Below are 13,065 nucleotides of genomic sequence, written 5' to 3' on the forward strand. Positions count from 1 at the left end.
AATTTCATCAATTTCTTAAATGTAACACCTAATACCCTCTTTATGAAATACTTTCACTACTTTTTACCCATAAATTGGTGATTATGATCTTTCTGTTCATGAAAAAATGTCTTAAACATGCATAAAGTCGTACCGGTAGCAATATTGTTTTTTCCGTTGATCTGCTACGCAAAAGCTCTAAACAAAGTCAAGATTCATGAAGGCGCAGTGATTAAAGGGATAATCCAATGGGTCGGGGTAATTTCTGATGATGACACTAAACCACTACTTAGCTTCCACTTGTACACTTTCTACAGGACCTAAATAGCTGGGTTTTAAGCTACCGGTATCAATGACAAATCGTTGAAAAACAATCCCTGAGTCTATTGCCCAAACTTTAAGCACATGTTTGCCCGGTGCTTCCACCTTGTGGGATGAAGTCTTGATTTTTATATGATCTCCGACTGATATCATCCACCATTCGGCATATTTGTAATCAGGTACGGTTTCACCTTCATTTATATTGATAATTTGAGGTGCTTCATCGTCTATGGCTATGGCGTACTTCAAACCTCCCTGATGCTTGAAATCTTGAGTTGGAGACAAGTATGTATCCACTTTAAAATTCCCCGAGCTGGTAGTTGTGAATTCATACTCCACCATCGGAGCATCTTTCAGTTCCGCTTCATTTTCCGCAGTTACTGGTTCTATAATCAGCGAAGAACCTGTTCTTCCCAAGTTTGGGATCACAGTCCAATACCGATTCTTTGAGTCACTTTTTTTTGTAAAATGAGGTGCTTCAAATGCTACTGCGCCATTATTTTCTACAAAACCGGATCCCATTATCTGTTCATTTCGAATGGGTACCTCCACAAGGTATTCATTTCCCGCTCCGGCAATCAAAAGCTCACCTTTAGCTGTTCCTTCAGGAGCCTTGCTCCAATCTATGCTCACATAAACTTTTTCATTGAAAAGGGTTTCACCTCCTTCAGAAGAAACTTTTATCCAATCTTCTTTTGGTCTAATGGTGTAGCTCAATTTTTCCTGTCCGCGGTTAATGATATCGATATAATAGTCCTGATCGTTGACAGGATCAAAAACAGGCATTTCCTTACTGAATGCCCAATCGGCCTCTACATCTAACCATCCCCATCGAGGAGGGGTACCATATTCAATGAAATAACCCAATTCAGCGGGTTGCTGCACCTGAACATAAGCGACTGCAGGCATCATATTGAGCGGAGGGTGATTCCAGTAAGTATATCCCATGTGCGTTTGGGACATCATGTGGTTCCATTTGCCTTCTTTAAGTTCATGGAATTCCTGGGTAAGTTCCGCGTCTTTCTCAAACAACTCCTTTGTTCTATCCGCGTAAAAATTGGCTGATGCAGCTCCCCGTACACCATAATACCTGTTCTTGCCTGCCGCCACATACATTTCATTGATATTGGCGCTCATTTCTATGGGAGAATGAACCAACTGATAAAAGGCCACCTTTTGGGCTTCAGGAAGCTTTTCATATACGCTGGTACTTTTTTCCAATAACTGCGTGTATTCTTCGACTATACGGTCTGCCTCACGGTAGTTTTCTACACTGTAGGTACTTGCTGTCAGCATTTCAGGAGTTCGGCGGGCATTGTATTTTGTATATAGCGAAAGCATTTCGGCAATTTCTTGCGCATGTTGGTTGCCAAATTGCTGCCTTGCCCAACGCACATAGAAGTCAGGTAAATCCTTCGCTTGAATGGCATCAGGGTCCCATGCATATTCCAGAAAAAAACTAATAGGTAGCTCCATAGGCTTGATATCCCCTACATTGGCAATCCAAATTTCGTTCACGCCATGTTCGTAGGTCAATTTCATTTGTTCCCACACCCGTTCGATCTGGGTGACGTTGAGCCACCTGTAGGATATGGGGGCACCTACATAATCAAAATGGTAATACATCCCAAACTTGGAATCGGGATTTGTCTCTTCTGGGTTGGGCAGGTACCGGATATTGCCCCAGTTATCATCACTGAACATCACGGTGATGTCGTCATCCACACGCATGCCTTTGTCAAAGTAATCCTGTACTTCTTTATAGATCGCCCAAACCTGAGGAGTTTCCTTGGCCGGTTTTCCGGAGATATCGCTGATAATTTCACGCTGATCTGCTATGATGGTTTTTAACAAATCCACGGCTGTTTCTTCAGACATGGCATCATCGCCATCACCTCGCATCCCAACAGTGATCATCGTTTCGTAGTCTCCCACACGCTCAAATCCCCCACGCCAAAATTCCTGAAGTTTTTCTTTGTTGGTCAGGTAATTCCACTCACCACCTTCAAACAATTCCCACTCATGGTGCGCCCGGGTCATGGGTTCATGATGGCTGGTGGACATGACGATGCCATATTCATCTGCCAATTTTGGATTCAAAGGATCATCAATATAAAACATGGTCGGCGGCCACATGGAAGGCCACATGAAATTGGCTTTGTTGCGCAGCAAGAGTTCAAAGACATGCCCATATACTTTATGGTTGGTTCCTCCGAACTTTTCATTTGCCCAGTTCCTGAATGCTGGGGACTCATCATTGATAAATATGCCGCGATACTTTACTGCCGGGCCTTTTGAGATAAAATGGCATTTTTCAAGATAGATTTCCTCTTGTTTTTCCACCGCCACATCGGCCCACCAATACCAAGGGGAAACACCTATTTTTTCGGAAAGGGTAAACACCCCATAAGCGGCACCTCGCCTGTCACTGCCTACAATGACCAGCGCCTGATCAACACCAGGGAATGGCTTATCTACTGTTTTGATCACAAACCGTTCCCAATCACCCTGGATTTTGTCCACTTCCAGCTTTTTTTCCGTGATCAGTTTTTTGATCAAAGCGCTGTTTTCTGCCGTTCCAATGATGATCACATTTTTGTCTTGAATATTATCACCTGTAGAAATTGCAGGTTTTTTGCCTGTGACCCTTTCAATGTCCTCAGCAAGAAAATTCGCCGACCTACCAATCAATTTATTCTCCGTTGGGTCATAAACGATGGTGCTTGCATTGCTTTTGGTCGAGATGGTAAATTGATTGGCTTTTTTGCCGCTTTTAAAATGCACATTGATTTGTGCTTGGGAAAAACATGGCAAAAGGATCAAAAAGAACAGTAATTTTTTCATTTGATTATTGAATAGGTATTTCCCAATGTATGCTCTCAGACATTGGAAAACTATATAGGTTTGAGATTAACTGAAATAGTAAAAATAGAAAATTTAAGTTTAAAAGGCTTCCAGGAATCATACAAATGGATTTCAATCAAAACAGTACTTTCGAAAAGTAACTCACACCCAATATCAAAAAAAATCCTAACCTGCGCATTTTTAGCAAGTTAGGATTTGAATTAGCAGAGAGGAAGGGAAATGAACCCACCCCTTAACTAAATGACTTTCAATATTTTACAAATAAAATGCAGCTAACACTCACCGAAAGACTCACCAAATTTTTTATTAGTAAACTTACACGTAAAGTTAAATAAATAATGTCATAAATTAAAAATCATTTATATTATTTTGTTTTAAATATTTATCAGAATTACTCGAAATAAAAAAATAAGCAATTCTAGTCTCCCCAATGGCTACTGGGTTGATAAGGGTACCCAATAACTAATAATAATTCCTAAAAACTGGAATTACCCCTACTACTGTACATGATCCAAAAACAAGAAAATTTGGGCGAGCATGTCTGCCGAACAGGCCTGATATGGAATAGCTTCAGTGATTCCGAGCTATCGGAATTAGCGAGCAGCTTGAATGCAGGGCGGATAATCTACACCTAGCCCTCAAAAATCTTCACCCATGTGGGATGGCAAAAAATAGCGGATGCTTTCAGAGTCACCGTCGATTACCTGGTCGACGAAACCGCCACGCCCACCTTCGACAAACTCACCGTCAAAAGACTCCAGGAGATAGAAAACCTGACACCCGAGGACAAAAGCCACCTCATGGCACTCATGGATGCCTTCCTCAGGGACGCAAGGGCCAAAAAAGCCTATGCTTTCTGAAAAACATCAACGCACTGTAAATCAAGAAAGCCCCGGGAATCCGGGGCTTTTCTCTTATGCGCCCATCTAAAGAGCTTCCTTATTTTATACTAAGCCCAATAGAGTCGCAAAAAAACACCAAGTCACGAACTTCCTCCCCTATCAATCCCTCTATTTTTTCATCCTGTTCGATCATCTGCTTTAACCTGTGTGTGACCGCCATCAACAATTCCGATCCTGTGCTAACTGATGACTTTAGCTCAGTGAGCTCTTCAGAACACCCCAATTCGTTGGCTCCTGCCAAAACTTCTATTATATGATCTATTTTTAATAAGTAATTCATTTGTTAATCGTGTTAAAGGATTCAAGCTTAACCCCACTAGCCGGTGTTACAACCTCTATTCCACCACCCCCACCCTGTGGCCCCCCAGGTGCATTAGGAGCGGGTCTTGTTATAAAATTGTTTCCCGGTCGTAAGGTTCCTATTTCTAAAAAATTGGCATTCGTAATATTTTCCTCCCCTGAGTGTAGTATAGACTTTCGGTGGTGGCTGGGTGTAGTTTGCAACTACACCCTATTATCAAATACAATTTGTAATTGGAAACCAACCAAAACTACCAATAATCCACTTCAATCAAACCCTTTAGTCCTGAATAGTTTCTGGCACTGGAATAAAGGTATTCTTCGGCGTTTTCGACCCAGCCCGCCCTGACCGGATTTTCATGAATATAGTTCATCCTACTCTCAATCATCTCCGGCCTGAATAGTTCAATCGCATGATTTTCATGGGTCCAAAACTGCATCTCTCCCGATCTTTTGTTTGAATTTGCATGATAGGAAAAAATCATTTTGAGCCATTCCTTTCTGCTCTCCTGTGGATTCTCCATAATCATCGCCAATAGCTTCTTGCTGGTAAACTTCTTGAAATCACGTACCCAATCAGACAGCTTCCCCTCTTTCTGCTGGACAACCAAGTGGATATGATTGGTCATGATCACATAACCGAACAGGTAAAGTCCTTTTTCTTTCCTACAAAATGTCAAGTTTTCGAGTATAAAGTCCCGGTAACCTATCCTCGAGAAAACATCAGCCCATCCTACTACCTGGAAGGTCAGGAAGTATGGCATTTCTTGGTCTCTTATCTGAAAAGCATCGCCCATAACTAAAACTAATATCAAAAAATCGAATTACAAATTCGAAGTAATAAAAAGGTGTAGTTACAAACTACACCTAGCGCCTACGCCATTCTTCACCCAGGCGGGGATTATAGGAAAGTATGAGCGTAACGAAAACTTACCCTCTATCGAGATGGTGGCCAAGATGGCCAGAGCCTTTGGGGTTACAGTGGATTTTTTAATTGGGGAAGGCGAAAACGCCTCTTACGACAAAGAAACAGTGGACAGGATCAACAACATCCAAAAAATGGACGAAGGCACCAAAAACGTCCTGTTCAACGTCATTGATACCTACATCCAGAACTTTAAAACAAAACAGGCTTTTGTAAAAGGATAAAAGCCCGGACTCGCCGGGCTTTTATCATATCATACAAAATAGTCTTTTCCTTTTCTCAAACAAAACACCTCTCATTTTTTTTAATGCCTTATCTACCCTAGGAGCAAGCAAACAAGTTAATACCAGCTCCTCCCCTGTTTTTAATTTCACTACAGCATAATGATAACTTTCTATTGCTAATAAATGAAAATTACTGTTCTTGTAAAGACTGGGCGATAAGTAAACTATTATCTTTTCAATCTCATCATTCCTATAATAAGTTTCTTCACCGCCTATTCTTCTGATTAATTCAGTATCCCGCACCTCGTACTCCTCTCCCTTATTTTTTAACCAATATTCAAAATGAAGATATAAAGCAGGAATAGCATCAACTAAAAACAATATCCCAAAAATTTTCAATGCATCTTGCTCAAACCTTAACCAAATCAAAATACCGCAAAAGAGCACACCAACAATTAATAATGATAACAATGATGAAAAATGAGTAAAAGCTCTTATTCTAAGCAATTTATCTTCCAGGATACCAGCCATTCTTTAATGCATTTTCAAAGTTCCAAATTTGGTACCTTATTTCTCGCCCCACAGGAACTAAGAAATTATCGTACACATACTCTGCCCCGATAGAAATACCTCCAACCGTAGCACCTGCCGCCGCCCCCCAAGGTCCGCCAACCGCAGCACCAGTTCCTACTGAAACACCTAGACTACCTGTTCGGTAACCAAAACGACCAGCACTTATCTCACCACTTTGCATTGATTTATAATCAAGATAAACTCCTACACCTGCACCAGCATAACCAACACGACCTAAAGTTTTAGAAGCAACGCCCAGCCCCTGATATGTTCTACTAAAACTCGAAAACGTTCCTATTTTATTTGATACAGGCAAAGACATCCGGTATTCCAACATACCGACCTGAGTTAATCCGATAACTCCTGAAGCATAATCCGCTCCGCTTCCAATATCCTTAAGAGGACCCAAGTTCACTCCCCCTCCAAATTGGGACGGACTATTCAAACTCATCCCTTCGTTCCCAGACCTAGAAGCTGTAACAGTGACTTCATCAAGCATGCCTCCGTTACGTGTCCACTCCCCGTTGCCAAAACTATATTCAGCACCTCCCGTGGATGTATAGCTCTGACCGTCCGTGGGGTCTATTACATTTTCCTCACATTCGGGACACCTTCCATCAGGGTCATTGTATCGTATTGGATTATTCCAAAAGGCACTATAAGGAGACATTCCAATCTGCTTCGGATGGTCCGCCAACGGGTCAACACTCAAAAACTTCCCAATCTCCGGATTATAGATCCTGAAGCCGTAGTCGTAGTGACTCTGATTGCCCCACTGTCCGCTTGGGTCTTTTTCCTTGCCGTTGAAGCCATACCTATACCCACTACTTTCCGTCCTACCTGTCATTTCCAGACCGAAGGGGTAATAGTCAGTCCTGCTCAGCACTTCTGCCCAAGTACTGTCTCCATTCATATGGATGCGGTCTGACACCACGGCAAGTACATTGCCGAGGTGGTTGCTCAGCTCATATTGCTTGTGACCTACCGTTCGGTAACCCGGAGCGGAAGCATTGGCTACGTTCCCAAGTCTGGAAGATCCGTAGACCGGACGTTCTGACAGCGTATCATCCTGATAAACAGCCATCACGTTACCTGATGCATCCCGGATATATCTGGTTATGTTTGAACCCTGTTTCTTTTCCACCCTGTTTCCGGAGGCATCATAACGGAATTCGATAGGAGAACCTGATGACTTGGTCACTTTACGGACTTTGCCTGAAGGCGTCCATTCAATGTTGGTCACCCCTCCTGCCACATCTTTTATCAGATTTCCGATGGCATCATATTCATAGTTGTTACCCTGTGCTGAGGCCGTCTGCCTCAGTTTGTTGGAATTCGCATAATAGCCATAAGTAAAATTGTCCTGTATGGCTGCTGCCCCATTCCTGCGCTGTAAGGTAAGTAAATTTCCGTTCCCATCATAGGTATAGGTAGCATCATAGGCCTTTGCAGCGGCTGCTGTCCTGCTCACAAAGCTGGTGGTATATTCTCTTAAGCTTCTGGACTGGACAATACGGTTCAGCTGATCATATTTATAGACCATAGCCTGCATATCATACGTATCCTGCGAACCAGCCAGCTCGGTATTCATCCAGGTGATGTTTCCGTTGAAGAGTCCTGTATTGGAGTTGATCGTGGAAGTCCTCGACCAGAGGGCATCCCTCGTGTCTGTCCTGACCACCGTTGAGGTGATCGGGGTCCAGTCTCCATTGAAATATCCCAGGGCAAAGGCTATGGCATCCTTTCCTGTCCGCTTGCTGCCGATTCCATCAGCACCGGGATCTCCTCCCCCAGGCATGTTTACCCCTTTCAGCCAGCCCTGCAGGGTGTAGTAATAGTCCAACCCCTGAACTTTGTGCTCACCCAGCTCTACCCTGGCCAGCGGTCCATGGGGGTAATAGTAATAAGTGGCATCTATGGACCAGACATGTCCGTCGGTACTGGTCAATACCTGCTCAATCCTGTTGTCCGCATCATAGCGGTACCTGTGGATCAATTGTTCGGTTGTGCCAGGCTGATAGGCCACATAGTTTACATTGCCGCTTACCAGATCATATTGGTACTCGGTCTTCTTGGGGGCCATCCCGGGAATATATTGCAGTAGGGTCTTAACATTGCCATGTGGGTCATAGCTATACACCGTCATCAGTGTATCCGATTTCCCCTTTTCAAGCTGGGCTGTCCAGCTCACCCTGCCTCGAAGGTTCTCCTGTACCAGATAAGGGCTGGTTCCGCTCTTTTCCCGGTCATAGCCGGTCAAGGTAATGTCAGTACAGGTATAGACGGGTCTTTGCGGAAAGTCCGGGGTTCTGATACGGGAAACAAGTGAATCCAGTGGATCCGTTGACATCAATTCACCTGTTTCGAGTACCCTTCCGATTGGGTCATATTTGGTGTAACTGTATTGGTTGGAGTTCTGTTGCCGTGCATTCTGGGATAGCCTTAGCTGACCGATGGCATTATACCAGAATCTACCCTCCCCTCCATCGGGGCTGTTTTGATATACCAGCTGGTTCTTGCTGTTGTAACGGTAGCTGGTCACCAGCTCATGGGACGGATATAGTGAAGTCCCTGATATAACCTGATTTACCTGGGCCGTACTAAGTGGCTTAACCCCTTTTGGCGGTACGGTTTGTGCCAGGTTGCCTGACTGGTCGTAGTAATACAGGGTATAGTGGTACTCTTTATTGATCACCGTCATGGTCAGGCTTTCTTCTGCCCCGTCCAGGCACTGTGTTGTCCCGCTGTCATAATAGCGCTCCAGCCATGTCTTTTCAATCCGGGCCACTACAGCTTCCCGTATTTTTTCTATTACAACCTCCTGCTCGGCCATACACTGGGCTACAATTTCAATCCAGGGCCTCTCAAAAACAAGACCTGCCAGCCAGGGATTGAACTCAGGATCCAACTGGTATTCGGTGCAGACCCTCACTTCAGTTCCGGGCACTATTGCGATCCGGGGCCCCTGTCCGTCGAGAAAAGGTCCAGGAAAATCCGTGTTCCTGATTTCTACCGTATACATGCCTTCACACTCAGAATGGCAAGGTTGGTTTGGTATGGACAGGCAGTTTATGGTGATAGATTTATGGGCCGAAGAAGCATCATGTAGAGGCACCCCGTCTTTTCTCCATCGGTAGGTCGAAGGAGTACCCTGATAATTGCCGTCATTTGCAGTAAGGGTGAGCTGGGATCCCGGCACCACATAAAGTGAATCAATTCCACCGGGAAGGATCTGGGGAGCATACTGGAAGTAATCCCCTACTTTTTGCCTGGCATAGGTTAAATTCTCCCAGAAATAATGGTTATACCTGACAGTAAATGACCACATATTCCTGTCATAGAGACAATTGGGAATATCGCCTTCCAGATTGTTGTTATGGAGGGTAAGTACATTCAGATGCGGCAGATTACAAAGTCCAGGAGGGATTATCCCATACAGCCTATTGTTGTCCAAATACAAGTCTCTTAGGTTAAGCAGGTTTCCAAATGTTTCCGGTATCCTGCTATGTATATCGTTCCCATCCACCCTGAATCTCCAAAGATTGGAAAGATTTCCCAACGAAGCAGGCAGATTACCGGATAGGTTGTTTCTTTGGATATAAAAAGAACTCAGTTGGGTCATCCCCCCCATTGTTCCTGGTATCTGCCCGGAGAGCTGATTATCTGACAACCACAGGTACATCAGTTTTTTGAGATTACCTAAACTCGAGGGAATAGGACCCGTTAGCTGGTTTACATTTAAATGCAACCCCGTCAATTCGGTTAGATTACCGATTGAAGGAGGAATATGACCTGATAATTGATTTGAATACAGGTACAGTTCCTGTATATTGGTCATGTTCCCTATTGATGAAGGTATTGGACCTGTAAAGGAGTTTCGATTGATATAGAAATGGGTCAACTTGGTGAGGTTACCCAAATTTTCAGGCAGTGTTCCTGACATATCGTTGTCATAGACACTGAAAAAAGTAAGGTTGGGCAGGTTTGTTATTGAGCTAGGAATTGAACCTGTGAAATTATTGAGATATAAATGGACATTGCTCAAAGCAGTCATATTGCCCATAGTGGCTGGTAATGTTCCGGGTATATTGTTTAAGTACAACAATAATTCGACAACCTTATCCAGATTTCCAATACTTTGCGGAAGCTGGCCTATAAATGGGTTCCTGACCAACTGGATATGCTCCAGGTAGGTTAAATTCCCAAAACTCTCCGGAATTGTACCATTAAGGTTGTTTTCAAACTGGATAAAATATTTTACATGTCCATCATCATCAACCGTCACCCCATGAAAATTTGCTACACTCTGAACCACATTGGGGTTTGCAGTATTCCAGCCCGTATTGTTAAACCAGTTAGGACCGTCCATAGCCTGGTAAAATTCCATCAAAGCCTGATATTCAGCAGCACTGGGAAGTGGACCTGAAGCAATCCTAGTCTGGGTATCCGGTTCACTTTTAGAAGTTCTTACACTACCTCTAGAGATCCTTTTTCCGGATTTGTCAACCCTAGGTGAAGCCCCTCCTTTTTTATCTGAAAAATGATTTACTTTCATATTCTCAACAGGGGTCACTCTGGCTGCCTCAGCCATCATTTTAGACCATAAAAGACTGTCGAGGTAATCTTCCTCCTTTTTCTTTTCGTTTACCTTTTCCATTTCCTCTCTCTTCCCCAATTCGGGCTGGAGGTCACTGTTTTGAAAACGATAGATCCCCGGATCTGGATTTGCAACAAAAAACTGGACAAAATATTAAGCTGCTATTTTTTGATTTAAGTTTTCAAACTGTTCAGGAGTCATATACTTCAAATAAGAATGCTTCCTTTTTTTGTTGCAAATCCAAGATCAATGACTATTCTGATTGCTGTATAGAGTAGAAAGTTCCTTATATTTACCAATCGTGTTACGATAAGACCCAATTTTTAGGTCTTATCGTAACACAAAAGGTAATATGGCAGACAGCGTTTACATATCAGAACATCTTACGAAGCCCCAACTTGAATTCTTAAAGTTGCTGGATGACTATGAAATACAATTGTTCAAATTCTCCGAAATTGAACAGTTACTAGAACAAAAGTTTGACAACTTAAGTGAGATTTTGGAAAATCTAGTTGATAAGAAACTACTTGTAAGGATTGAGAGAGGTAAATTTTGTAGACATAGTTTTCGGGACGAATATGTCATAGGTACTTTTGTCGCTGAAAATAGTGCTGTCGCGTATTGGTCTGCATTGAATTTGCATGGATTGACAGAACAGTTTTCTAATACCGTTTTTATTCAATCGACTCATCAAAAAAACGATAAGTCAATCTTAGGTATTTCTTATAAATTCGTCAAGATAGCACCTAATAAAAAAACAGGAATCATACTCAATGGTTACGGTAACCTTCAGTATCCCATCACGGATGTGGAGAAAACAATAGTCGATTGCTTTGACCTACCTCAACATTCTGGTGGCTATGCGGAATTGATCAGAGCCGTTGGTCAAGCGCAATTGAAACCCAATAAATTAATCGAGTACTGCCAGGCTGTAAATAATATTGCGGTTACCAAACGAATTGGCTATTTGGTTGAGCTTCTCCAAATTCCAGGCATGGAATCTTTTATAAATTTTGCCAAGATGCAGGTAAAGAATAGATATAACTTATTTGACCCCCAGGGATTGGACGAAGGTGAATTTGTAGCGGAATGGCGATTAAGGTTAAATATCAGCCGGGAAGAATTATTGGATATTTCCAATAAACAATACTAATGATACTAAAAAAGGAAATAGCGGAAAAAGCTTTGGAACATGAAGTTTCCAGAAGTACCATTGACAAGGATTGGGTACTGGGACATTTTATAGATGCTATATATTCGATAGATTCCTGTAGAGAAGCACTGATCTTCAAAGGAGGAACATGTTTGCGAAAATGTTATATTCCGGATTATCGATTTTCAGAAGATTTAGATTTCACATCCGTCAATCCGGATTTTCAATTGGATGAAGATTTATTGAGGCAAATCAACACGTTAGTGCACGATCGCACCGGTATGCCACTACATTTGGAAAAGCGGACTGAGCTTCGACACAATGATATGCTTACTGGATATGCTGCCATTATAAAGTTTTGGGGAGCTGATCATTCAAGGGATCAGATTCCTCCAGATCCCGCGCGATGGACTACTTCGATTAAGATTGAAATTATCCTGTACGAGAAGATGCTGTTTGAACCGACTTTGAAAACAGTTTACCATGATTATTCCGACCAGCTCACTCCTGCAATAGGTGAGATTGCCTGCTATGATATAAAAGAAGTGTTGTCTGAAAAATTAAGAGCCTTGATCCAATGTTCTTATACAGCACCTCGCGACTACTACGATATTTGGTATTTGTCCAGACATGTCAGCGATCTCGATTGGGCGGAGGTTAAGCAGGCATTCCTAGAGAAAATGGTATTTAAAAGACTAGAATTTACAGGAGTAGAACAATTACTTAACACGCGGAGTGAAAATACGGTGAGAAGAGCTTGGAAAAATAGTTTAGGACATCAAATCTCAGCCAAAAAATTACCCACTTTTGACGAAGTAAAAAAGGACTTGGAGCTATTGTTTAATAAAATCTTCGAAACGATATAATGGCATTTAATGAAAACTCAAGAGTAAAAATTCCTGCCCTTCTCCATTTAATGAAGTTGGGATATACTTATATTCCATTAAGAGAACATATTCGAAGAGAAGATACCAATATTTTCGCGTCGATATTTTTAGAAAGCCTGCAAAAAATCAATCCGGGCGCTCAATTGGAAGAATTAAAAAGAGAATTGGATGAAGTTAGTTTGGAGCTCGATTACGAAGATATTGGTGAAAAATTTTATCAGCGCTTAACATTTAGCCCACTAGCCGAAAGCCCTTACAAAAAAGCCCTGATAGAATAAAAAATCTATCAGGGATTTTGGTTAGTGGCTGTTGACTGTATCCGTCCGATAAACCCCATAT

At 42.4% G+C, this 13,065-nt stretch carries 11 protein-coding genes; 5 read left to right on the forward strand and 6 right to left on the reverse strand.

Features of this window, described 5'->3' with window-relative positions; genetic code table 11:
- Nucleotides 1–264: 264 nt before the first annotated feature.
- Nucleotides 265–3,144, reverse strand: coding sequence for a glycosyl hydrolase 115 family protein (locus A33Q_RS09855; RefSeq protein ID WP_009034411.1), 2,880 nt, complete (start codon nucleotides 3,142–3,144; stop codon nucleotides 265–267).
- A gap of 677 nt (nucleotides 3,145–3,821) precedes the next feature.
- On the opposite strand from A33Q_RS09855, the gene A33Q_RS09860 reads away from it, so the two are divergent.
- The gene (locus A33Q_RS09860; protein WP_009034412.1) at nucleotides 3,822–4,025 is read left to right on the forward strand and encodes a hypothetical protein; all 204 of its coding nucleotides are present in this window, start codon (nucleotides 3,822–3,824) and stop codon (nucleotides 4,023–4,025) included.
- 79 nt (nucleotides 4,026–4,104) lie between these two features.
- Here A33Q_RS09860 and A33Q_RS09865 read toward each other — a convergent pair whose 3' ends face one another.
- On the reverse strand, nucleotides 4,105–4,347 hold the full coding sequence (locus A33Q_RS09865; protein WP_009034413.1) for a hypothetical protein: 243 nt from the start codon (nucleotides 4,345–4,347) through the stop codon (nucleotides 4,105–4,107).
- A 271-nt stretch (nucleotides 4,348–4,618) separates the two neighbouring features.
- Nucleotides 4,619–5,182, reverse strand: coding sequence for an REP-associated tyrosine transposase (locus A33Q_RS09875; RefSeq protein WP_235062792.1), 564 nt, complete (start codon nucleotides 5,180–5,182; stop codon nucleotides 4,619–4,621).
- Between the two features lie 130 nt (nucleotides 5,183–5,312).
- Between A33Q_RS09875 and A33Q_RS22420 the strand changes: the two genes are divergently transcribed.
- Entirely contained in the window at nucleotides 5,313–5,516 is a 204-nt protein-coding gene (locus tag A33Q_RS22420) for a hypothetical protein (protein ID WP_009034416.1), read from the forward strand.
- 24 nt (nucleotides 5,517–5,540) lie between these two features.
- Here A33Q_RS22420 and A33Q_RS09885 read toward each other — a convergent pair whose 3' ends face one another.
- The 3 genes from A33Q_RS09885 to A33Q_RS22595 form a co-directional block, all read right to left on the reverse strand.
- Complete coding sequence (locus A33Q_RS09885; RefSeq protein ID WP_009034417.1) at nucleotides 5,541–6,047, reverse strand: hypothetical protein; 507 nt, start codon at nucleotides 6,045–6,047, stop codon at nucleotides 5,541–5,543.
- Nucleotides 6,025–10,746: a leucine-rich repeat domain-containing protein gene (locus A33Q_RS21540; RefSeq protein WP_016255041.1), complete on the reverse strand. Its 4,722-nt coding sequence runs from the start codon at nucleotides 10,744–10,746 to the stop codon at nucleotides 6,025–6,027. The genes A33Q_RS09885 and A33Q_RS21540 overlap by 23 nt, the downstream gene beginning before the upstream one ends.
- 93 nt (nucleotides 10,747–10,839) lie before the next feature.
- On the reverse strand, nucleotides 10,840–10,926 hold the full coding sequence (locus tag A33Q_RS22595) for an IS3 family transposase (RefSeq protein ID WP_407635781.1): 87 nt from the start codon (nucleotides 10,924–10,926) through the stop codon (nucleotides 10,840–10,842).
- 112 nt (nucleotides 10,927–11,038) lie between these two features.
- On the opposite strand from A33Q_RS22595, the gene A33Q_RS09895 reads away from it, so the two are divergent.
- From A33Q_RS09895 to A33Q_RS09905, 3 genes are read left to right on the forward strand one after another with little or no spacing between them, the layout of a single operon-like run.
- A complete protein-coding gene (locus A33Q_RS09895; RefSeq protein WP_009034419.1) occupies nucleotides 11,039–11,839 on the forward strand; it encodes a type IV toxin-antitoxin system AbiEi family antitoxin domain-containing protein in 801 nt (266 codons plus the stop codon).
- The gene (locus A33Q_RS09900; RefSeq protein ID WP_009034420.1) at nucleotides 11,839–12,705 is read left to right on the forward strand and encodes a nucleotidyl transferase AbiEii/AbiGii toxin family protein; all 867 of its coding nucleotides are present in this window, start codon (nucleotides 11,839–11,841) and stop codon (nucleotides 12,703–12,705) included. The genes A33Q_RS09895 and A33Q_RS09900 overlap by 1 nt, the downstream gene beginning before the upstream one ends.
- Nucleotides 12,705–13,004, forward strand: a complete 300-nt coding sequence (locus tag A33Q_RS09905; RefSeq protein ID WP_009034421.1) for a hypothetical protein — start codon at nucleotides 12,705–12,707, stop codon at nucleotides 13,002–13,004. The genes A33Q_RS09900 and A33Q_RS09905 overlap by 1 nt, the downstream gene beginning before the upstream one ends.
- Nucleotides 13,005–13,065 lie beyond the last annotated feature (61 nt).

Origin of the sequence: Indibacter alkaliphilus LW1 (genome assembly GCF_000295935.2) — a bacterium.
Lineage (GTDB): Bacteria > Bacteroidota > Bacteroidia > Cytophagales > Cyclobacteriaceae > Indibacter > Indibacter alkaliphilus.

Coding starts and splice junctions, on each gene's coding strand:
- A33Q_RS22420 (WP_009034416.1), top strand. CDS start 5,313: ATGGTGGCCAAGATGGCCAGAGCCTTTGGGGTTACAGTGGATTTTTTA.
- A33Q_RS09900 (WP_009034420.1), top strand. CDS start 11,839: ATGATACTAAAAAAGGAAATAGCGGAAAAAGCTTTGGAACATGAAGTT.
- A33Q_RS09895 (WP_009034419.1), top strand. CDS start 11,039: ATGGCAGACAGCGTTTACATATCAGAACATCTTACGAAGCCCCAACTT.
- A33Q_RS09855 (WP_009034411.1), bottom strand. CDS start 3,144: ATGAAAAAATTACTGTTCTTTTTGATCCTTTTGCCATGTTTTTCCCAA.
- A33Q_RS09865 (WP_009034413.1), bottom strand. CDS start 4,347: ATGAATTACTTATTAAAAATAGATCATATAATAGAAGTTTTGGCAGGA.
- A33Q_RS09905 (WP_009034421.1), top strand. CDS start 12,705: ATGGCATTTAATGAAAACTCAAGAGTAAAAATTCCTGCCCTTCTCCAT.
- A33Q_RS21540 (WP_016255041.1), bottom strand. CDS start 10,746: ATGGAAAAGGTAAACGAAAAGAAAAAGGAGGAAGATTACCTCGACAGT.
- A33Q_RS09885 (WP_009034417.1), bottom strand. CDS start 6,047: ATGGCTGGTATCCTGGAAGATAAATTGCTTAGAATAAGAGCTTTTACT.